Source organism: Guyparkeria sp. (assembly GCF_046540515.1).
Lineage (GTDB): Bacteria > Pseudomonadota > Gammaproteobacteria > Halothiobacillales > Halothiobacillaceae > Guyparkeria.
On record NZ_JBKHFB010000018.1, the window covers coordinates 16,063 to 36,917 of the forward strand.

The window sequence follows — 20,855 nt, forward strand, 5'->3', positions numbered from 1 at the left end:
TACCCCTTCCCGGGCCGACCGGATGCCGGCAACGGCTCAGTCGTCGCGACCGGACCAGTCGAGCAAGATGTCCTGAACCGCACGCAACGAGGCGGTATCGTCAGCGATCTCCTCGGACGTCTTGCCGGGAGCGCCCTGCTGTGCCGGCAGATCGGCTTGCTTCAGGGTGTGGTCGATCGCCGTGATCAATGCCTCGCGGATCGCCGATTGCGATGCCTCGATCTCCTCGGGGCTCATGTCCGCCACCTGGGCCTGCAGGGATTCGAAACGAAACGCCAGTTGGCGCGTGGAAACGTCCTCGTGACGCAGCACCAGTCCGTGAAGACCGTCCGGTAGTCGCTCGATGGCAGCATGGGGAATGATCAGGGTGACGATCTCCCCCGCCGAGGCCCGCAATGTCAGCGCTTCGCGTACATCGAGGATCAGGATGTCACCCGGGCGGACGTAGACGCCATGACCGGCGCATTCGCCGTGCAGCGTGCCGCGGCGATAGAGCTGGATGAAGTAGTGGTTGAGACCTTCCTCGGGACTACGCGCCTTGCGTCGAGCGTAGGAATGCGGGTTGAAACGGATCGTGCAGGTCGACCAGCTGCCCAGCAGGTCGGAATGGATCTCGCCGTCCATGGCCTTGTCCACCAGCGGCACGACATGATCGAAAAAGGAACCGGCAATGGCGTTCCATGCCTCGTTTCGCTGCTCCGACGGGAGATCGGCCGTGCGGAACACCCCTCGCTGGGGACGATCACTCGGCTTGTCGGCGTTGTCTTCTGCGGTCATGTGCTTGCCCCCGGCATCGAGGTTCCGGGCAAGCCCGCGATCATCTTGGGAAACTCCCGACAACTCAACCCGTTCATGGCGCCTTTTCACCCCGCGTGGGCCTGCAGGATGCGCAGGAAATCCTGGCCGTATTTCTCCAGCTTGTGCTCGCCCACCCCGCTGACGGCCGCCATCTCCTCGAGGCGGCTCGGACGAACCTCGAGCATGTGCTTGAGCGTGGCGTCGCTGAACACCATGTAGGGCGGGATGCCCTGTTCCTCGGCCAGGGTCTTTCGATGCGCACGCAGCGAATCCCAGAGCGGCTCGTCCTCCACCGGCACCGGTGTGCTGCCCGGCTTCGCCCCGCGCGCGGCCGCCCGGCGCTTCTTCTCCGGGCGCAGGTGCAGGCGCTCTTCGCCTCGGAGCACCGCGCGGGCACTGGGGTCGAGATGCAAGCCGCCGTGGCCCTCGGCATCGACGGCGATCAGCCCACGGGCGATCAACTGGCGGAACAGCCCGCGCCACCCCGTCGCCGACAACTCGTCCCCGATACCGAAGGTCGAGATCCGGTCGTGGCCGAAGCGGCGCATCCGCTCGTCGACCTCGCCGCGCAGGACGGCAACCAGGTAGTTCACGCCGAAACGCTGGCCGGTGCGATGAATGCAGGACAGCGCCTTCTGCGCCGCCTCGGTGGCATCCCAGGTCTCGGGTGGCTCGAGGCAGTTGTCGCAGTTGCCGCAGGGCTCGGCCAGGGTCTCGCCGAAGTAGCCCAGCAGCGACTGGCGACGGCAGCGGGTCTCCTCGGTCAGCCCGAGCATGGCGTCGAGCTTGGCCCGCTCGATGCGCTTGATGCGTTCGTCGGCTACGGAGCCCGCCATCATCTGGCGCAGGGTGAGGACGTCCTGCAGGCCGTAATCCATCCAGGCATCCGCCGGCATCCCGTCGCGGCCGGCCCGGCCGGTCTCCTGGTAGTAGGCCTCGATGCTCTTGGGCAGGTTGAGATGCGCGACGAAACGCACGTCGGGCTTGTCGATGCCCATGCCGAAGGCGATGGTCGCCACCACGATCACGCCCTCCTCGGCGAGAAAGCGTTCCTGGACCTCGCGGCGGTGATCGGCGGACAGGCCGGCGTGGTACGGCAGGGCCACCAGCCCCTGCGCCGTCAGCCAGTCGGCGGTCTGCTCGACCTTCTTGCGCGACAGGCAGTAGACGATGCCCGCCTCGTTCGGATGCTCCTCGCGGATGAAGCGCAGCAACCGGTCGCGGCTGCCACCGCTGCCCTGGCTGATGCGGTAGCGGATATTCGGCCGGTCGAAGCCGGAGACGAAGCGCCGCGCGTCGGAGAGTCGCAGGCGCTCGACGATCTCCTCGCGGGTCGCCTCGTCGGCCGTGGCGGTCAGCGCGATGCGCGGCACGTTCGGGAAGTGGTCGGCCAGCTCGCCCAGGCGAATGTATTCCGGGCGGAAGTCGTGGCCCCACTGGGAGACGCAATGCGCCTCGTCGATGGCGATCAGGTTGATCGGCAGGCCGGCGAGGCGCTCGAGCGCCGCGGGGGTCATCAGCCGCTCGGGGGCGAGGTAGAGAAGATCCAGCTCCCCGGCATGCAGCCGACGAAAGACCTCGCGGGATTGTTCGGCCGACAGGCTGGAGTTCAGGAAGGCCGCGGCCACACCCAGCTCGCGCAGGGCGGCGACCTGGTCCTGCATCAGCGCGATCAGGGGCGAGACCACGATGGCCGTGCCGGGGCTCGACAGCGCCGGCACCTGGTAGCACAGCGACTTCCCGCCGCCGGTGGGCATCAGCACCAGGGCATCGCGCCCGGAGAGGACGGTCTCGATCACCTCGCCCTGTGGCGGGCGGAAGTCCTCGTAGCCGAAGACGGTATTCAGTATGTCGAGGGGAGTTCGTGGCATGCCGGCTATTGGGCCAGATTCGGTCCCGGAAGGAAACCGCCCAAGACCCATCGCCGCACTCGGGAAATGGACGAAGCCACCCCCGTCCGCTAACGTGCGCCTTTTATGACATTGTGACAGGCGGATTCGATATGGATCTCAACGAGATGGACGCGTTCGACAAGGTGGCCAAGCCGGCCCGGCGCGAACTGCTTCGCTTCGGCGTGGCCCTGCTGTTCGTGATCGGGGTGGCACTGTTCACCTGGCTCACCCACGGCCACGTCAGCCTCGTGATGGTGGTCGCCGCGGTGATCGGCGCCTACATGGCCATGAACATCGGCGCCAACGATGTCGCCAACAACGTCGGCCCGGCGGTCGGCTCGAAGGCCCTGACCATGGGCGGGGCGATCGTGATCGCCGCGATCTTCGAGGCGGCCGGCGCGATCATCGCCGGCGGCGAGGTGGTCAGCACCATCAAGGGCGGCATCATCGATCCGGCCGCCATCGACGACCCGATGACCTTCGTCTGGCTGATGATGGCCGCCCTGCTCGCGGCCGCCATCTGGCTCAATCTCGCCACCGCGCTGGGTGCGCCCGTCTCGACCACCCACGCGATCGTCGGCGGGGTGATGGGCGGCGGTATCGCCGCGGCCGGTTGGGGGATCGCCAACTGGGGCACCGTCGGCCAGATCGTGGCCAGCTGGATCGTCTCGCCACTGCTCGGCGGCCTGCTCGCCGCCGGCCTGCTCTACCTGATCAAGCGCAGCATCACCTACCAGGGCGACCTGCTCACGGCCGCGAAGAAACGCGTGCCGTGGTTTCTCGCCCTGATGGCCTGGGCGTTCGGCACCTACCTGGTGGTCAAGGGAATCAAGAAGATTGTCGAGATCCCATTCCTGGGGGCGGCGCTGATCGGCCTGGTCATCGCCGCAATCGTGTTCGTCATCGTCCGGCCGATTGTCGCCCGGGCCGCCGAGGGCATGAACGAGAACAGCAAGGCCAGCGTCAACCGCCTGTTCACCCTGCCGCTGATCTTCGCCGCCGCCCTGCTGAGCTTCGCCCACGGCTCGAACGACGTGGCCAACGCCGTCGGCCCGCTCGCAGCGATCAACGATGCACTCACCAACGCCGGCACCGGCGCCGAGGCCGCCATCCCGCTGTGGGTCATGCTGATCGGCGCGCTGGGCCTGGCCGTGGGCCTCGCCCTGTACGGGCCGAAGCTTATCCGCACCGTCGGCCACGAGATCACCGACATCGACCAGATGCGCGCCTACTGCATCGCCATGGCCGCCACGCTGACCGTCATCCTCGCCTCGCAGCTCGGCCTGCCGGTCTCGACCACCCACGTCACCATCGGTGCGGTGTTCGGCGTGGGTTTCCTGCGCGAATACCTCAAGTCGAACTACGACCGGCTCGAGCAGCAGGTGCGCAACCTGCACCCCGAGGCTCACGACGACGAGGTGATGCAGGAATACCTCGAGCGTTTCCGCGCCGCCCCGCTCAAGGCAAAGGAGCGCATGCTCCAGGAACTCAAGGACAAGAGCACCCGCCGCGAGGCACACATCAGCAAGAGCCAGCGCAAGAGTCTGAAGAAGATGTACAAGCGCGAGCTGGTCAAGCGTTCGCTGATGCTAAAGGTGATCGCCGCGTGGGTGATCACCGTCCCGGCGGCCGCCCTGCTCGCCGCGATGTTCTTCTTCATGATCCGCGGCATCGCCGTGGGCGGCTGACCGGACCACAGACGGGCGCCGGGGCCGTTACACTGCCCCCATGCCCAGCTCACCGGCCAATCCCTCCCTGACCGACCGGCTCGATGCCGCGCTGCCCGCGTGGCAGCGGGCCGGCCATCGGTTGCCCGTGACCGTCAGCGGTTCGCCAGGCTGGGCGCTCGCCCAGGGCCACGCCCTGGCCGAGTCCAGCGCCGGTGACGACACGCTCTGGATCGGCCCCGACGCCCCGGCGGGGGTCGACTCGCTCTCGTTCCGGCGGGCGGCCGAGGCACTGGGCGGGGAAAGCGAGCGGGTGATCGTCAACGCCATGAGCGGCTTCGACCCCGACGCACTGGGAGCAGCCGCCGGCCGGGTGCGTGCCGGCGGCTGTCTGGTCCTGATCACCCCACCGCTGGCCGACTGGCCAGGCCGGGACGATGTCGAGATGGCCCGCCTGGTGCCCTATCCCTTCCGGTCCACCGATGCCGGCACGGCCTACCGCGAACGGCTGACACGCCTCCTGGGCGAGGCACCGATCTGCTGGCGGATCGTCGAGGACCGTCCCCTGTCACTCCCACCGACGCCTGCGGCCGACCGGGACCTGCGACCGGCGGCAACTCCACCCTGCCGCACCCCCGACCAGGCCGAGGCGGTCGATCGCATCCTGGCCGTGGCCCGGGGACGCCCGCGCCGCCCCCTGGTGCTGCGCTCGCACCGCGGACGCGGCAAGACCTCGGCGCTGGGGCTGGCCGCCGCCCGCGTGCTCGAGGAGGGACTCGGTGACGTGCTGGTGACCGCACCGAGGCGCGAGACGGTCAACCCGCTGTTCGAGCGCCTGCAGGAGGCGACCGGGGCGCCGACCGACGACGACGGGGCCATGCGGGTCGGCGACCACCGATTGCGCTTCCTGCCACCCGACGTGCTGCTCGATCAGGCTCGCGGACAATTGCCCCAGGCCCGGCTGCTGCTGATCGACGAGGCCGCCGCCCTGCCGGCGTCCGTGCTCGAGGCCCTGTTCGCCACCTTCGGTCGCTGCGTCTTCGCCACCACCGAACACGGCTACGAGGGCAGCGGCCGAGGCTTTACCCTGCGTTTTCTGCCGCGACTCGAGTCGCTGGCCGTCTCCGTGCACCACCACCGGATGACCACGCCCCTGCGCTGGTCCCCGGGCGACCCGCTCGAACCGCTGGTCGACCGACTGTTGCTGCTGGATGCCGAACCGGCCAAGACCGTAGCGGCCGGTGCATCACAAGCGCATGACCCACCGACACGGCTCGATCCACGCGAGTTGGCCGCCGACGAGCGCCGCCTGGGGCAATGGTTCGGGTTGCTGGTGGCGGCTCACTATCGCACCACGCCGCGCGACCTGTGCCAGCTGCTGGACGGCCCGGCGAGCCAGCTATGGTCGATCGAGACCGGCAAAGCCATCGACCGGACGGTCATCGCCACCGCCGCCACCCAGGACGAGGGCGGACTCCCCGGCGAGCTGGCCGAGGCGGTCTTTCACGGCGAGCGCCGACCGCGCGGCCACCTGATACCGCAGACCCTCGCCGCCCACGCCGGCTGGCCGGACTGGCCACGATTGACGGGGCGACGCATCCAGCGCATCGCCGTCCATCCGGCGGCACGCCGCCAGGGGGCAGGAAGCGAGCTGGTGGCCGCGATCGGCGCGACCGCTCGTGACGAGGGACGGGACTTTATCGGTGCCAGTTTCGGCGTGGACGACGACCTGGTCGCCTTCTGGGCGGCCACCGGCATGCAGGTGCTGCATCTCGGCCAGCATCGCGACCACGCCTCGGGGCGCGAGGCGGTGGTCATGGCCATGGGCCTGACGGCGGAGGGCAAGTCGGCAGTCGAACGTGCAGCCGCGGAGTTCGTGGCGCGCCTGCCCGCTCAGGCCGCCGGGCCGTTGCGCCACGTCGATCCCGAGCGCCTCGCCGCCCTGCTCGCCGCAGGCAGACCCCGTCCGCTGCCCGCCCTGGACACCGATTCCTGGCGCCAACTGGTCGCCTGCGCCCGGCACCGCCACCACCTGGATGCCGCACTCGATCCCCTGCGCGCGTGGCTGCCCCCGGCCTTGACGCAACCGGCCGCGATGCGGGTCGTCGACCGTGATCGACGTGCGCTGCTGATTGGTCGTATCCTGCAGTTGCGGGACGAGAGAATGCTGGCGGACCGATTCGACCTCAGCGGCCAACGGGCCGTCGAGGCCGCCTGTCGACAAGCTCTGGGCGACCTGCTCGATGCGCTGGACCATGTCGTGAGCGACGCGATCGGAAACGGCCATTGATCAGGCGTTGTCTCGAGCCGCCTCGATGCCGATCACCCCGACCTTACGTACTTTGCCAGGGAGCACGGAGATGAAAGTCGCTTTCTTTTCCACCAAGCCGTACGACCGCGACTCCTTCGCGACCGACGATCACGACCACGAGATCGACTTCTTTCCCCAGCGCCTGACCGAGGACACGGTCCATCTGGCGAAGGGCTACCCGGCCGTGTGCGCCTTCGCCAACGACGTGCTTGCCGCGCCGGTGATCCGGGCGCTGGCCGCGGGCGGCACCGAGGTGCTCGCCCTGCGCTGCGCCGGTTGCAACCACGTCGATTTCGACGCGGCCGCCGAGACCGGCATGCGGGTGGTCCACGTGCCGGCCTACTCGCCCAACGCGGTCGCCGAGCACGCCGTCGCCCTGCTGATGGCCGTCAACCGGCAGATCCCGCGGGCGACCGCGCGGGTGCGGATGGGCAACTACGCCCTGCACGGCCTGGCCGGCTTCGACGTGGTCGGCAAGACGGTCGGCGTGATCGGCACGGGCAAGATCGGGGCGGTGTTCGCCCGCATCCTCAAGGCCGGCTTCGGCGCGCGGGTGATCGCCCACGATCCCTACCCCAACCCCGACTGCGAGGCGATGGGCGTGGAATACGTCTCCCGCGAGACGCTGTTCGAGCAGGCCGACGCGATCAGCCTGCACTGCCCGCTGACCGAGGACAGCCACCACCTGATCGATGCGGCCGCGATCGCGCGGATGAAACCCGGCGTGGTGATCGTCAACACCGCCCGCGGGGCGGTCATCGATACCGAGGCGGTGATCGACGGCCTGAAGTCCGGCCGGATCGGCGGCCTGGGCCTGGACGTCTACGAGCACGAGGGGCCGCTGTTCTTCGAGGACCGCAGTGACGAGATCCTCACCGACGACCTGTTCGCCCGCCTGCTGGGCTTTCACAACGTGGTGATCACCGGCCACCAGGCCTTCCTGACCCGGCAGGCGCTCGATCAGATCGCGAGCCAGACCTTGCAGAACCTGACCTGCATCGAGACCGGCATGGCCTGCGAGCGCGAGATAACCCCCGCCGAGGAACAGGCCGACTGAGCCGCCACGGCCGGCGCGCTACAATCTACCGCTTTGCCCCGAGCCCCCATGGACCTGATCAAACCGCTCGAACTCGCCGCCCTCGACCCCGTCGGCCAGGGGGCGCAGAAACTCGTCTTCCGCCACCCGGACGACCCGCGCGTGCTGGCCAAGGTGGTCAACCCGCGCTTTATCGAACGCCGGGACGAGCGGGATCGCTTCTACCAGAAGCGCCGCCGCATCGGGCATCACCGCGCCTTCGCCCGCGAGATGATCGAGCACCTGGTGGTCCGGGCCCTCCACCCGGGCCGGCTGGCTCCCTGCCCGCACATGCAGAACATCCTCGGCGTGGTCGACACCGACCTGGGCGCGGCCCTGCTGGTCGAGGCGGTACTCGACGAGAACGGTGATCTCGCCCCCACGCTGTGCGACCTGGTGGAGACCGGGCGCTTCGGCCCGCGCGAGCGGGATGCACTCGAGGAATTTTTCGACTGGGCCCTCGACTCGAACGTGCTGATCAACGACCTGTCCGCCGACAACCTCGCCTGGCACCATGACGGGCACTTCGTCATGATCGACGGACTGGGCGATCGCGCCGGCATCCCGATCCGCGCGGTCAGCCCCTGGCTCAACCGCCTCTACAAGCGAAAGAAGATCCGCCAACTGCGCGAGGCGATCGAGGCGTTGCAAGACGCCGACTGAGCCGGCAACGCACCGGACAGTCGCCCGCCTCGACTCGCCGCCAGTCTCCGAGCTGACAACCCATGGAGGAAACCATGCGCCCCGAAACCATCGCCCTGCACGCCGGCTACCAGCCGGACGACCAGCACGCCGTCGCCGTGCCGATCCACCAGACCACCTCGTACAGCTTCGACGATGCCCAGCACGCCGCCGACCTGTTCGACCTCAAGGTCCAGGGAAACATCTATTCCCGGATCATGAACCCCACCTGCGGGGTGCTCGAGGCACGCATGGCCGCGCTCGACGGCGGCGTGGGCGCGCTGGCCACGGCCACCGGCATGGCGGCGATCACCTACGCGATCCAGACCATCGCCCAGGCCGGCGACAACATCATCTCGATCAGCGAACTCTACGGCGGCACCTACAACCTGTTCGCCCACACCCTGCCACGGCAGGGCATCGAGGTGCGGATGCAGGACAAGGACGACTTCGCCGGCATCGAGGCGGCGATCGACGGGCACACCCGCGCGATCTACTGCGAGTCGATCGGCAACCCGTCGGGCAGCATCGCCGACATCGAGCGCCTGGCGGACATCGCGCACCGCCACGGCCTGCCGCTGATGGTCGACAACACCGTCGGGACGCCGTTTCTCCTCAAGCCCATCGACTACGGTGCGGACATCGTCATCCACTCGGCCACCAAGTACATCGGCGGGCACGGCACCACGCTCGGCGGGGTGATCGTCGACTCGGGGCGCTTCGACTGGGCCGCGTACCCGGAGCGCTTCTCGCTGCTGATCGAGCCCGACCCGTCCTACCACGGTGTCAGCTACACCAACGACGTCGGCGAGGCGGCCTTCATCACCCGCGCCCGCGTGGTGCCGCTGCGCAACACCGGCGCGGCCCTGTCGGCCCAGTCGGCCTGGAACCTGTTGCAGGGGCTGGAGACCCTCTCGCTGCGCATGGAACGCATCTGCGAGAACACCCAGGAGATCGCCGAATTCCTCGAGGGCCATCCGCAGGTCGGCTGGGTGCAGTACGCCGGCCTGGCCGAGCACAAGGATCATCGCCTGGCGCAGAAGTACATGGACGGCCGTGCCTCCGGGATACTCAGCTTCGGCCTCAAGGGCGGCCGCGAGGCGGGGGTGAAGTTCTACGACGCACTGAACCTCATACTGCGACTGGTCAATATCGGCGATGCCAAGAGCTGCGCGGCGATTCCCGCCTCGACCACCCACCGCCAGCTCAACGACGAGGAACTGCGCGCCGCGGGGGTCCCGCCGGACATGGTGCGCCTGTCGATCGGCATCGAGCACGTCGAGGACCTGATCGAGGACCTCGACCAGGCACTCAAGGCCGCTCGCTGAGATGGGGGAGCGGGCCTTGCCCGCGAAGGCCGCGCCAGCGGCTGTCCCGGCAAACGAATTGCCGACAAGCTCACCTTCAGCAAGTTAGCCGAGCCGGGACACGCGCCGGTGGCGCGTTTCGCGAGCGAGACTCGCTCTTACGGCGCCACCGCTCGAATGTCGTGATGACGGAAACCTCAGGCCAGCAGCACCGCGATAATGCCGGTGACGAAGATGCCGTCGAAGGTGCCCGCCCCGCCGATGGAGGCAACCGGCGAGCCGAGCTTGCGCACGTCCCTGAGGCGCAGCAGGTCCGCCCCGATCAGCACGCCGAGCGTGCCGCCCACGTAGGCCAGCGCGGCACTGTGCTCCGGGTCGATCAGCAGACCGAAGCCCGCCGCGGCCAGTGGCGCGACCAGGATGGGCATGCCGATGCCCAGCCCCGGTATCGGACGGCTGGCAACGTAGGCGACTGCCGAGACGAGAACGATGGTCAGCAGGTAGTTGCCCACCGGGGCACCGGCATTGAGTATCAGGTAGGCAGCGAAGGTGACCGGCAACAAGCAGCCGCCCAGGTTCACCGCGACGGTGGTGATGCCCTCGAAGGGTTGCTGGCGCTGGGCGAGAATGCGCCGGATCGGCTCGGGGATCGGCTGGTCGGGCTCTTCGGCCTGCATGCGAAACAGGGGCACGTTGACGAGGCTGCCCATCAGGGAGACGAACAGCAGCGTCATGCCCGATTCGGGGGCCAGGCCAAGCTTCTCGAAGGCGATCTGCAACGCCCCGATCTGGACCAGGGTGAACAGCACCACCAGGCCGAGAATCGCCAGCAGGAAACCGGGGTTGGGCATCGTCGCGTCGCCTCCGTTCAGCGAGACCAGGCGCCGACGGGGCACCCGGTGGGGTCGGGGATCAGCGTACTGATGCCGATCGGCCGGCGGCATCCAGCTCGATCAATCGGTCGACCGGCACGAAGGATCGCCCGCCTACCGTGGGCAATTCGCTGCCCGACGGCAAGGCCCCGAGCCGCTCGAAACCTCGCCAGACCAGTTCCGAACAGTACATCGCCGGGCGCTCGTCGAGGCGAAAGCGCGTATCGAACGCGGTGTTGCGGGCCAGGTGCCCGTCGAGCCACGCATCAAGCCGCCGGCGCTGCTCGGCAGTCAATGACGGGCGCAGCAGTCGGTGGTAGCGGGCATCCTCGGTGAAGCGCGCGAAGGAGTCGAGCCGGATGTGACCGCCGAGCGGCGAGCCGTCCATGTGCACCACGCCCAGTCCCTCGTCGTCACGCACGAGGATGCCGACGTGGCTCCAACGCGGGTCGCGCTCGGCGAAACGCCGGGCGAGAAAGGCCCAGGCGCTGTCGTTGCCGGTGAGCACGATGTCCCCGGTCTGAAGGGAATCGAGATCGGGCGACGCCTGGGGGGCGTCTCGCGCCTGGAGCGGCGGTGCCGCAAGGAGGACGAGCAGCGCGAGGACGGGAAGTGTCAGGGACTCGTTTCGCACTGCTTGGCGGCGACCATCAACTCCTGGAACGTGTTCTCGTTCAGGCGCGTGCCCACCTCCTCGAGCGAGGCATCCTCGTCACGCATCAGATCGACCAGTTCGCCGAACTGCTCCTCGCTGAGATTCTTGTCCAGCCGCTCGGCCATGCAGGCGCACCCTTCGGCATCGCCGGAATTCTTCTCGCATACGACCTCGAAGTCGCCCCGGGGGCTCGAACAACCGCTCAAGGCCAAGCTCAAGGCAACGGCCAGTGCGTTCAGCCCCACGACCTTCCCTGTCATTTTCATCATGTCCTGCGGGTTCCTGTTCTTGGAAATGGCTGGGGCAGTTTAACCCGAGCATGCCGCCCGTGGCAGCCCGGACCGCGACAAGGCCTCCACCAAAGACCCCCGGAACGGGATCCGGGGGTAGAGTCAGCTTCCTGCCCTGTCCACGGGGACAGGAAGTTCAGTGGCCCTGGCAGCTCCCGCCGGCCTTGCCCATCCGGTGGCCGTGATGGTGGCCATCGTCATGACCGCCCTTGCCGCCGTGCTTCATGCCGTACATGCCGGAGCCCTTGAGCCGGTCGACCATGCGCCGCTGGTTCTCGTCGAGGGTCTGGTAGAACGCGTCCATCGTCTCGGCTCGCTCCTCCATGCGCTCGGCCGCCGCGCGCATGTGTTCCGCCTTCAGACGCATCTGGTCCGGCGCACTCGCACCGAGCATCTCGCGGCGCATCTCGCGCTTTTGCTCGTGGCGTTGTTCGCGCTGGGCCTGGTGGCTCTCGCGTAGCTCGTCGAAGGCCTCGCGCTGGGACGCGTCGAGGCCGAGCAGCTCGGCCATGCGCTCGTGGCGCTCGCTGCCGTCATGCGCGTGTCCACCTCCGTGTCGCTCCCCCTGCTGACCGGCATGGGGACCGGCTTTGCCGTGATGGGCGCACTGGCCAGGCGAGGCGACGGCGACGCCGGAGAACGCCAGCAGGGACGCGGTGAGGATGGCGGTGGTGGCCTGGGTGATCGGTTTCATGGCTTTGCTCCGTTAATGGTTGGCATGTCGGGGCGATACAGGGCCGATTAAAGCAGTTCGAGGCGTTGCCTGCGCTTCCGTGGCGTAACAGGTGGCGTAACAGATTGTCGGCGCTTCCTGTACCGGCATGGGGCGACGAACTGATACGCACGCCGCGCACACGGCGCGCCGCGCCGCCACCGCCAGTGAACCGGGATGGGAACGCTGAGGTGGTGCATCGCCACGGTCATCGCTACATTGTGTTGACAATCATTCGCGTTTGCAATTAGTTTCCTTTCCTCGCACGATGGCCACCCAATACCTTCAGCAAAAGGAGATCCTGACCCCATGACTCGTCGATTGACCCCGATTGTCGCCGCGCTCGGCGCCTGTGGCCTGTTCGCCCAACCCGTTCTGGCCGACCAGATGGCGGACCTGAAGAAGGTCCTTACGACGAACGCCGACATCGCGCATGCCCTGTATGCCGACTCGGTGGACACCGCCGAGGACCTGCGGGCCGCCATCGATCGCCTGATCGAGTCCCCGACCGAGGAGAACCTCCAGGCCGCCCGTGAGGCCTGGCTGGTGGCCCGCGAGCCGTACGGCCAGTCCGAGGTCTATCGCTTCCGTAGCTCGCCGATCGACGACGACCCGACCACCGACGCGGCCGAGGACGGTCCGGAAGGCGCGGTCAACGCCTGGCCGCTGGGCGAGGCCCTGATCGACTACGTCGAGACCGGTGGCGACTTCACCCCGGCCGAGGTGGGCGTGACCAATCACGAGACCGGCGTGGAAAAGCCGATCCCGCCGAACAACCTGATCGCGGCGACCGACATCGCGATCGATAGCGACCTGCTGGAGAAGACCGTCACCGCCGAGGACGAGCGTGACGTCCTCTCCGGCTACCACGCGGCCGAGTTTCTCCTCTGGGGCCAGGATCTCAACGACGAGCACGAGGTCACCAACCGCGACGACCGCGCCAAGGCGGTCAAGACCCACGGCGCCCCCAACCTGGCCCACGGCGGCCAGCGCCCGGTGACCGACTTCGATCCGGCCAACTGCACCAGCGGCGAGCAAGCCGCCGACGCAGTCGTCTGCGAGCGCCGCGGGGAGTACCTCAAGCTGGTCGCCGACAAACTGATCGCCGACCTGACCGGCGTGCGGGACCAGTGGGACCCGAAGGGAGAGGACAACTACTACCACGCCTTCACCCAGCCGGCCGACATGAACGAGGGCAACGAGCGCCTGCTCGAGATCCTTACCGGCATGGGCACCCTGTCGGAAGGCGAGCTCGCCGGTGAGCGCATGCAGATCGCCCTCTCGGTCAACTCGCAGGAAGATGAGCACTCCTGCTTCTCGGACAACACGCATCGTGACATCGCCCTGAACGCCGAAGGCATCGCCAACAGCTTCTTCGGCGAATACGCAGGCTACGACAGCGATCTCGACGGCACCGACGACGTCGACAACCGCGCGGTCAGCGGGTACGGCATCGAGAACTACCTGCGCGATCACGGCCACGGCGACGTCGCCGATTCGGTCAGCGACGCACTGGCCCGCACCGCCGAAGGCTACAGCGAGATCGACCGCCTCGCCCGCGAAGGCCAGCCGTTCGACGTGCTGATCGAGGACATCGGTGCCGAGCGCGCCCAGCCGGTCAAGGAGACCATCCTCTCGCTCAACGCGCAGGCGACCCAGATCGCACAGATCGCGAGCACGCTGGACCTCGGTACCATGGAGCAGGTCGTCGACCCGGAGGCCTCGGCCTGCGACACCACCAACCCGGTAGCCGAGTGCGAGTGATCGCCTCCGCCGGCTGCTGCCCGGGCGTGAGCGCCCGGGTCCACGTGGACCGATACGACAGATGATGACCAAGGGAAACTCTGCACGATTCGATGGCATCTCTGGCTCGCAGGTTTGTTCGCAATCGAGGCGCCGGACCGAAGACGGGCTCGCTGCCCGTCGAGGGACGGCAACGACGAGTGCGGACAAACCCGCGAGCCCCGTCCGGGCGGGCCTCCAAGGGCCCATCTGCGGCGTTGCAGCCCTTGTAAAGGGCGACGGCCCTTCACGGCGGACTGCGCCTTGCAGCTGGGCCCTTGGAGGTCCCGCAGAGACGTCATCGAATCGTGCAGAGTTTTCCAAGCGATCATCGTTTCATCGAACCAACCCGCCGCTGGCGGGTTGTCTTGTGATGGCAATGTACCTGGCGGCAGGCCCTTCGTGGGCAGCCGACACCGTGCCCCCCCTTTCGCCGGACGAACGCCGACCGGGTGGCGCGGCCACCGTGACGTTCGATCCGACCCCCTCTTCGACCTTGCCGGCAGCCAACCTCGACAGCGAGGAGGTTGCACACTTCCACGCCGGCAAGGCACTCGCCCGCCAGCCGTGGGTGATCGCGCCCACCGCGACCGACGCGCGCGACGGTCTCGGCCCGCTGTACAACGCCCGCACCTGCCTGACCTGCCACGTCAACGGTGGCCGGGGCGTGGTGCCCGAGGGTGAGAAGGGCACCCTGCCCCACGGCATCGTGTTGCTGAGCGTGCCGTCGGACAATGGCCTGCCCGTGCCGGAGCCTACCTATGGCGAGCAGCTACAGGCACGCGGCATCGGGCTGGCCGACCGTTTCGGCAGCGCCCAAGGTGGCGATGCCGGCAAGCTGGTGGGCGAAGGCCGCATCGCGATACGATGGGAAAGTGTTCCCTTCACCTATCCGGACGGCGAGTCGGCGGAACTGCGCCGCCCCCGGATGGAATTGCAGAACCTCGGCTACGGCCCCATGCACCCGGATGTGATGACCAGCCTGCGCAACGCCCCGGCGCTGCATGGCACCGGACTTTTGAGCCTGGTCGACCCGGCCGACATCGCTGCCCTCGCCGATCCCGACGATCGTGACGGCGACGGCATCTCGGGGCGGGTCAACCGCGTGATCGACCCGGAGTCCGGCGAACGGGTCGTCGGGCGCTTCGGCTGGAAGGCCGACCGCGCCAGCCTGCGCGAGCAGGTGGGCGTGGCGCTGCAGCAGGACCTGGGCCTGAGCAACCCGGTCTTCCCGGAACAGCCCTGCAGTCCGGCGCAGCTCGCCTGCCGGCAGGCGGTCGACGGCGCCGACGAGGACGGGCTCGAGGTGCCGGAGCGTCGTTTTGAGCTGCTGGTCGACCACTACACCCGCCACATCGGCGTGCCCGAACGGCGCAAGCCCGACCACCCGGTGGTGCGGCGCGGCCGCGAGCTGTTTCACCAGACCGGCTGCGCCGACTGTCACCGGCCGTCGTTCCGCACCATGGAGGACGAGCGCTTCCCGGCCCTGTCGGCGCAGACCATCTGGCCCTACTCGGACCTGTTGATCCATGACATGGGCGAGGCACTCGCCGACGGCCGCCCGGCCTTCGAGGCCGGACCCTCGGAATGGCGGACCGCCCCGCTGTGGGGGCTGGGCCTGAGTCGCGCGATCAACGGCAGCCGCAACCTGCTCCACGACGGCCGCGCCCGCTCGGTGGAGGAAGCCATTCTCTGGCATGGCGGTGAGGCCGGGAACGCCAGGGCACGTTACGTCCATCTCACGCCCGAGGAGCGCGACGCGCTCGAGGCCTTCGTGCGCTCGCTGTGACCTCTGCGGCGCACCGGATCCGAGGTACTCAACCATGAAACGACGACAGTTCATCGCCCTGCTGGCCGCCGCCGGCGTTGCCCCGGGAAGCATCCTCGCCTACCGCCAGGCGGCAGCCACCGCGGAGTGGCAACTGGCCGCCGAGGGCGGGGCGGACCGCTTCGCGCTCTCCGGCAGCGACGGCAACGCCATGCGCTCGATCGCCGCCGGCTTTCGCGGTCACGACCTGGCCCAGCATCCGGTCCGGCGACACTCGGTGCTGATGTTCGCCCGTCGCCCCGGCACCGAGTGCATCGAGGCGGACTTCGTCGACTGGCGGCCGGTCAGGCGCTTCTCCGCGCCGGGCGGGCACAGCTTCTCCGGACACGGCTGCTTCAGTGCCGATGGTCGGACACTGTTCACCAGCGAGATCGTCAATGCCGACGGCCAGGGACGGGTGGGCATCTGGGACGCGGAAACGTACCAGCGCCTCGACGAGATGCCCACCGGCGGTATCGGTCCGCACGATCTGGCACTCATGCCCGACAAGCGGACGCTGGTGGTCGCCAATGGCGGGATTCTCACCGGCTCGCGCAGCGACGGCCCCGAAGCGGGGATCGACTTCCCCGTCGCACCGGGCCGAGAAAAGCTCAACCTCGACGAGATGGACTCCAGCCTGGTCTACCTCGATACCGCCACGGGCCGTATCGAGGAGCAGGTCCGCCTCGAGGAACCCAAGGCGAGCATTCGCCACCTCGACGTGGCCGAGGACGGCACGGTGGCGGTCGCCACGCAGTTGCAGCGCCAGGCGATGGACCATGACCGACTGGTGCCGCTGGGCGCCCTGCACCGTCGCGGGGAGGCGTTCCGGCCGCTCGACCGGCCACCCGAGGTGCTCACGGCAATGAACGACTACATGGGCAGCGTGGCGATCAGCCGGGTCTCCCGGCTGGCGGGCTTCACCAGCCCGCGCGGCGATCTGGCTGCCTTCTGGCATGTCGATTCCGGCGAGTTCGCCGGCCACCATCGCCTGCGGGACGTCTGCGGGATCGCGACCAGCGCCGACCACGCACGCTTCATCCTCTCCAATTCCTTCGGCGACATGCACGAACTCGATGCGCGCACGCTGGCCGAAGATCGCGATGCCCGCCGGCACTTCGAGAACGCCCACTGGGACAACCACCTGATCACGGTGACCGCATGAACACGCAACAGACCGCCACCCGCGCCCTGACCCGGCTAAGCCTCGCCATTGCCATCACCCTGCCCGTTGGGCTCGCCGGCTGCGACAGGGCCGAGCAGGTCCACGCCCCGCCTGCCGGTACCCCCGAGGCGCTCGACTTCGCCCTGGAGAGCCGCGTGAACGACACGATCGTGCCGAGCATCGAGGCCTTCGCCGATTCGGCGCAGGCACTCGACCAGGCGAGCGAGGCGTTCTGCGAGCACCCCGTGACGGACACGCTCGAAGACGCGCGCTCGGCCTGGAACGAGGCGTCGGCCCGGTGGAACCGCGCCGTGATCTACAACTTCGGCCCGCTCAACGACGACATCTTTGCGCCGAAGATCCACTCCATCGAATCCATGCGCCAGCGCGGCATCGACTACAGCGCCAAGGTGCGCCACGAGATCGAGCGCCAGCTCGCTGCGGACGGCACGCTGGATACCGCCCACTTCGACGCACTGCGTCACGATCAGACGGGACTGCTGCCGGTCGAGATCCTGCTGTTCGAGTCGACCGCCGACGGCCACCCGCAGGCAGCCGAGGCGGTGGTCGAGGACTTCCACGATCACCCGCGCAAGTGCGACTACCTGCTTGGCGTTACCGAGCGACTGGCGAACGATGCGGGCTACGTCGAGGCCGGCTGGACGCACGCCTTCAAGGATACCGAGACGCCTTACCGGGAGCTGTTTCTAGCCGGCGAGCTCGATCAGGGGGGCAGGCCGCTGGCGGTGCTGCTGGTCAGCGTCCAGGACCATCTCGACTACCTCCAGCGACGCAAGCTCGAGGGCATGCAGGACGCCCGGCTGGCTGGACGGTTCTACGACAACGCCACCGCGACGATCGAGGAAATCGAGACATTGGTCGGCGGCGAGCACGGGCTTCTCGCCGAGGCCGAGGCCCGCGGTCACACCGAGACGGCCACCGCCATCCGCAAGGCGCTGGATCGCGCCGTACGTGCCGCGGCCAACGAGGACCGCAAGGCATTGACCACCCAGGTCGATCTTCTCTGGAAGCTGTTTCGCGAACGACTCCCCGACGCGCTCGGCGTGGAACTGGGTCTGAACTTCAGCGACGGTGACTGACGATCGGGTGTCTGCTCGACTCCATGTCTGATGGAAAGGATGGAAAGGGGGACGGCGGCTGGCGCCGCCTTGGCCCCCCGGGTGTGCTCCCAGGGGCACGTTGCCAAGGAATCGGTGGGAAGCTTGCCTTGCAAGGGAGGATCGGCACGAACAGCCAGTGCCTCTGGCTGACCGGCTCGTTCGCCATCCTCAGCCATCCAGGTAACGCATCCAGGCAGCGATTCGAAGGCAGGCCCAAGGCCATGCCCGGGGCCGGCCCCGGGCCCGGCGAGGATCGGCAACATCGACACGGCGGGAAAGCTGGCGAGCCTCGCCGGATGGGCCACCAGACACCCCTGTGGTGTTACAGCGCTTGGCGATGCAAACGGCTACGGACGGCCGCCACTACTCGTCGCAGCCAAGGTCGTCCTCGGGCAGGAGGTGCTCGTAGCGTTCGTCGGTGAGGGTCCGCAGGAAGCAGACCATGGCCTCGACCTGGTAGTCGCTCATCGGATCGCCGACCGCCAGCAGGTCCTCGGCAACCGTCTCGGGCACTTCCGGCTCCCGCCAGGGCTCGCCGGTTTCCGGATTGTTGGACCGCTCCTCGTTGACGAAGTGATCGTAGAACTCGATCACGGTCTTCAGGTCGCGGAACACACCGTTGTGCATGTACGGGCCGGTCACGGCGACGTTGCGCAGGGTGGGCACCTTGAACCGGCCGCGCATTGCAGGGTCGTCGACTGCCGGATGGCCGTAGAGCCCCGGGTCGGGTTCGGCGGTCTCCACTGCCGGGTTCGCGGGCACGCCGATATTGTGAAACTCGTAGCCGGTGAACGGCTCCTCGAACTTCTTCACGGGGTGACCGTTGTCGTGCATCTGGTGGCAGATCGCGCAATTGGCGAACTGCGAGAAGAACAGCGACTTGCCGGCACTCTCCTTGAAGCTCAGGGTCGCCTCACCCTCGAGCGCCCGGTCGTACTTCGAGTCGAAGGTGGCGAACTCGCCGCTGCGTTCGAAGGCGGCGATGCTCTCGCTCATCGCCTGGAACCCGCGCTCGGGCGAGTCCAGCACGCCCTCGCCGAACAGCGCCACGAACGAATCGACGTAGGCCTCGTTCTCCCTGAGCCGCTCGACCACGGCCGCCTCGCTGGGCATGTTCATCTCGACCGGGTTGAGCGGCGGCCCGCCGGCCTGCTCGGTCAGGGTCGCCGCGCGACCGTCGAGGAACTGGCCACCGAGCGGTCCGTGATAGTGGCGGTGACGCTTCTGCTTGTTGACCCGCTTGCGCTCGCCCTCGAGCTCGAAGGCCGGCGACAGGGCCGCGTAGGTGAGCGTCGGGGCATTCCGCTCGCCCAGCGACTCGCCGTCATCACCCAGCGAGACCGGGCGCCGCTGGCCCGCCTCGTCACGGCGCGTGTCGACGAACCCCGCGCCCGGCTCGTGGCAGGTCGCACAGGACTGCGTGCGATTGCGCGACAGGCTGGGGTCGTGGAACAGCGCCCGCCCCAGTTCGACCCGGGTGTCGAAGACCGCCGAGGAGGACTTGTGATCCTGTTCCGCCCATGCCGACGACGGCAGTGCGACGACCAGCGCGACCAACGCCGTCCCAAGCCGAAGGGCGAGCCTGAGGCGTCCGAGGGCGGGGCGTAATGGCAGGTAGGAATTCATGACCATGGGAGTCTAATCGGACCTTGTCCGGGGGCAAGGGTTCCCGGTGCGGCAGCCGCCGGACTGACCGGCGAAACCGCCGCCACCATTGACCCGTAAAACGACGAGACCACCCCGCCGGACGGGATGGTCTCTGGTTCGGAGTGTCACCCGCGCGGATCGGCCCGGACGACTCGACCCGCCGTGGATCAGAACACCACGGCCAGCTGGGTCAGGAACGTGCCGGCCGACTCGCCGGTGCCGCCGTCAGCCACGTCGTAGTCCTCGTCAGCGGCATATTCGAAGGAAAGTGCGGTGTGCGGAAAGATCTCGACCGAGAGCGCGGCGATCACGCGGCTTTCCGGCAGTTCCAGGGCAAGGGCCTCGTCGGTGCCCTGGTAGCCGATGCCGGCGCGGGCCGGCCGGCCGATCAGGTCGAAACCGTAGCTCGCCTCGACGTTCCAGGCGGCCGGCCGGGCTCCGTCGCCGTCGAAGGCCAGTTCGGAGGCACGGAAGGAATCGCTGGCGGTGAGGTATTCGCCCACCAGCATCGCCTCGCCGAGACCGAGCGTGGCACTGGCGGTCCAGGCGCCGACCTCGTCGGTGCTTTCCTCGATGGCTCCCTCGATGCCATCGGACTCGCCCAGGCTGTTCATGTAGCCGGCGGACAGTGCCAGTTCGGCTTCACCGACGTTGCCGGCCCAGCCGGCAGTCGCGCCGACGTTATCCACCTGGTTCTCGTCGTCGAGATCACCGTTGAAGGCGTAGACCTCGGCATTGAAGCCGCCCTGGCCGATACCCGCGGCGATCGCGGTCTCGCGGGTCTCGCCCAGTTCAAGGGTGAGCGGGTCGGAGACCATGGCGGTCTCGTACACGCCGAACGGTACGTAGAACTGGCCGGCACGCGCCGACCAGACGCTGTCCTCCGCGCCGAGCATGACGCTCGCCGTGTCGATCTCCAGCGGGGTGTCGTTCTCCTCGTAGAGCGTCGAGATCTCGGCGGTGATCCACTCGTTGATCGCCGCCTCGAGGCCGAGCGCCCCGGTCGCCAACACGATGTCGCTCTCGTCGCTGCCGGTGAAGGGGCTTGCGTGATAGGCCTCCACCTCGACGGC

At 68.2% G+C, this 20,855-nt stretch carries 17 protein-coding genes; 9 read left to right on the top strand and 8 right to left on the bottom strand.

From position 1 onward, the window contains the following. Positions 1–36 precede the first annotated feature (36 nt). On the bottom strand, positions 37–777 hold the full coding sequence (locus ACLFRM_RS03925; protein ID WP_410754412.1) for a hypothetical protein: 741 nt from the start codon (positions 775–777) through the stop codon (positions 37–39). Between the two features lie 86 nt (positions 778–863). Further along, entirely contained in the window at positions 864–2,669 is a 1,806-nt protein-coding gene (gene recQ, locus ACLFRM_RS03930; RefSeq protein WP_410754413.1) for a DNA helicase RecQ, read from the bottom strand. A gap of 131 nt (positions 2,670–2,800) precedes the next feature. On the opposite strand from recQ, the gene ACLFRM_RS03935 reads away from it, so the two are divergent. The 5 genes from ACLFRM_RS03935 (at position 2,801) to ACLFRM_RS03955 (ending at position 9,752) form a co-directional block, all read left to right on the top strand. Then, on the top strand, positions 2,801–4,378 hold the full coding sequence (locus tag ACLFRM_RS03935; RefSeq protein WP_410754414.1) for an inorganic phosphate transporter: 1,578 nt from the start codon (positions 2,801–2,803) through the stop codon (positions 4,376–4,378). A gap of 40 nt (positions 4,379–4,418) precedes the next feature. Beyond that, positions 4,419–6,647: a tRNA(Met) cytidine acetyltransferase TmcA gene (locus ACLFRM_RS03940; RefSeq protein ID WP_410754415.1), complete on the top strand. Its 2,229-nt coding sequence runs from the start codon at positions 4,419–4,421 to the stop codon at positions 6,645–6,647. 70 nt (positions 6,648–6,717) lie between these two features. Next, on the top strand, positions 6,718–7,725 hold the full coding sequence (locus ACLFRM_RS03945) for a 2-hydroxyacid dehydrogenase (RefSeq protein WP_410754416.1): 1,008 nt from the start codon (positions 6,718–6,720) through the stop codon (positions 7,723–7,725). Positions 7,726–7,773: 48 nt separating this feature from the next. Next, entirely contained in the window at positions 7,774–8,406 is a 633-nt protein-coding gene (locus ACLFRM_RS03950) for a YrbL family protein (RefSeq protein WP_410754417.1), read from the top strand. A 74-nt stretch (positions 8,407–8,480) separates the two neighbouring features. Then, positions 8,481–9,752, top strand: a complete 1,272-nt coding sequence (locus ACLFRM_RS03955) for an O-acetylhomoserine aminocarboxypropyltransferase/cysteine synthase family protein (protein WP_410754418.1) — start codon at positions 8,481–8,483, stop codon at positions 9,750–9,752. Between the two features lie 176 nt (positions 9,753–9,928). On the opposite strand, the gene ACLFRM_RS03960 is transcribed toward ACLFRM_RS03955, so the two are convergent. The 4 genes from ACLFRM_RS03960 to ACLFRM_RS03975 form a co-directional block, all read right to left on the bottom strand. Continuing rightward, entirely contained in the window at positions 9,929–10,582 is a 654-nt protein-coding gene (locus ACLFRM_RS03960) for a DUF1614 domain-containing protein (RefSeq protein ID WP_410754419.1), read from the bottom strand. 61 nt (positions 10,583–10,643) lie between these two features. After that, positions 10,644–11,237 (bottom strand): YiiX/YebB-like N1pC/P60 family cysteine hydrolase, encoded by a 594-nt coding sequence (locus ACLFRM_RS03965; protein WP_410754420.1) that lies wholly within the window; start codon positions 11,235–11,237, stop codon positions 10,644–10,646. Beyond that, complete coding sequence (locus ACLFRM_RS03970) at positions 11,219–11,518, bottom strand: hypothetical protein (protein ID WP_410754421.1); 300 nt, start codon at positions 11,516–11,518, stop codon at positions 11,219–11,221. Before ACLFRM_RS03970 ends, ACLFRM_RS03965 begins: the two co-directional genes overlap by 19 nt. 166 nt (positions 11,519–11,684) lie before the next feature. Further along, complete coding sequence (locus ACLFRM_RS03975; RefSeq protein ID WP_410754422.1) at positions 11,685–12,242, bottom strand: Spy/CpxP family protein refolding chaperone; 558 nt, start codon at positions 12,240–12,242, stop codon at positions 11,685–11,687. Between the two features lie 327 nt (positions 12,243–12,569). Between ACLFRM_RS03975 and ACLFRM_RS03980 the strand changes: the two genes are divergently transcribed. From ACLFRM_RS03980 to ACLFRM_RS03995, 4 genes are all read left to right on the top strand, one after another. Continuing rightward, a complete protein-coding gene (locus tag ACLFRM_RS03980; protein ID WP_410754423.1) occupies positions 12,570–14,024 on the top strand; it encodes an imelysin family protein in 1,455 nt (484 codons plus the stop codon). Positions 14,025–14,421: 397 nt separating this feature from the next. Beyond that, positions 14,422–15,831, top strand: a complete 1,410-nt coding sequence (locus ACLFRM_RS03985) for a di-heme oxidoredictase family protein (protein ID WP_410754428.1) — start codon at positions 14,422–14,424, stop codon at positions 15,829–15,831. Positions 15,832–15,865: 34 nt separating this feature from the next. Then, on the top strand, positions 15,866–17,014 hold the full coding sequence (locus ACLFRM_RS03990) for a DUF1513 domain-containing protein (RefSeq protein ID WP_410754424.1): 1,149 nt from the start codon (positions 15,866–15,868) through the stop codon (positions 17,012–17,014). Further along, on the top strand, positions 17,011–18,114 hold the full coding sequence (locus ACLFRM_RS03995) for an imelysin family protein (protein ID WP_410754425.1): 1,104 nt from the start codon (positions 17,011–17,013) through the stop codon (positions 18,112–18,114). Before ACLFRM_RS03990 ends, ACLFRM_RS03995 begins: the two co-directional genes overlap by 4 nt. Positions 18,115–18,498: 384 nt before the next feature. On the opposite strand, the gene ACLFRM_RS04000 is transcribed toward ACLFRM_RS03995, so the two are convergent. Next, positions 18,499–19,761 carry a cytochrome-c peroxidase gene (locus ACLFRM_RS04000; protein WP_410754426.1) on the bottom strand — a complete coding sequence of 421 codons (1,263 nt, stop codon included), beginning with the start codon at positions 19,759–19,761 and terminating at the stop codon, positions 18,499–18,501. A gap of 188 nt (positions 19,762–19,949) precedes the next feature. Further along, positions 19,950–20,855: LbtU family siderophore porin (locus ACLFRM_RS04005; protein WP_410754427.1), on the bottom strand; the 906-nt coding region annotated here is incomplete at its 5' end.